Raw genomic sequence first — 250 nt, forward strand, 5'->3', positions numbered from 1 at the left:
GGCGACAGGCCCTGGGTCAGAGCCTGCGGATGTGCCGGTCCAGCAGAGTCCGGATGCCGTCCACGCCCCCCGGTTCTTGCACGCCGCGTTTGGGCAGCACGGTCAGGCACGAGACGTTCTTGTCCCCGCTGAGCAGGACGAAGGTGTCGGGGGTCTCGGCGTAATGCGGGGCGGCGGTCCAGTTGAGCTGGCTGGAGCCGCCTGTGTTGCTGACGGTGGCGCCGAAGTCGTCGACCTTGGCGCGGTACGC

Annotated in this window: 1 protein-coding gene; it reads right to left on the reverse strand. The window is 69.2% G+C overall.

Annotation, left to right across the window (positions count from 1 at the left end):
* Positions 1 to 16: 16 nt before the first annotated feature.
* A partial coding sequence (locus tag OO52_RS45855; RefSeq protein ID WP_030941497.1) for a YcxB family protein occupies positions 17 to 250 on the reverse strand: 234 nt, incomplete at its 5' end.

Origin of the sequence: Streptomyces flaveolus, from assembly GCF_000716535.1 — a bacterium.
Classification (GTDB): Bacteria; Actinomycetota; Actinomycetes; order Streptomycetales; family Streptomycetaceae; genus Streptomyces; species Streptomyces flaveolus_A.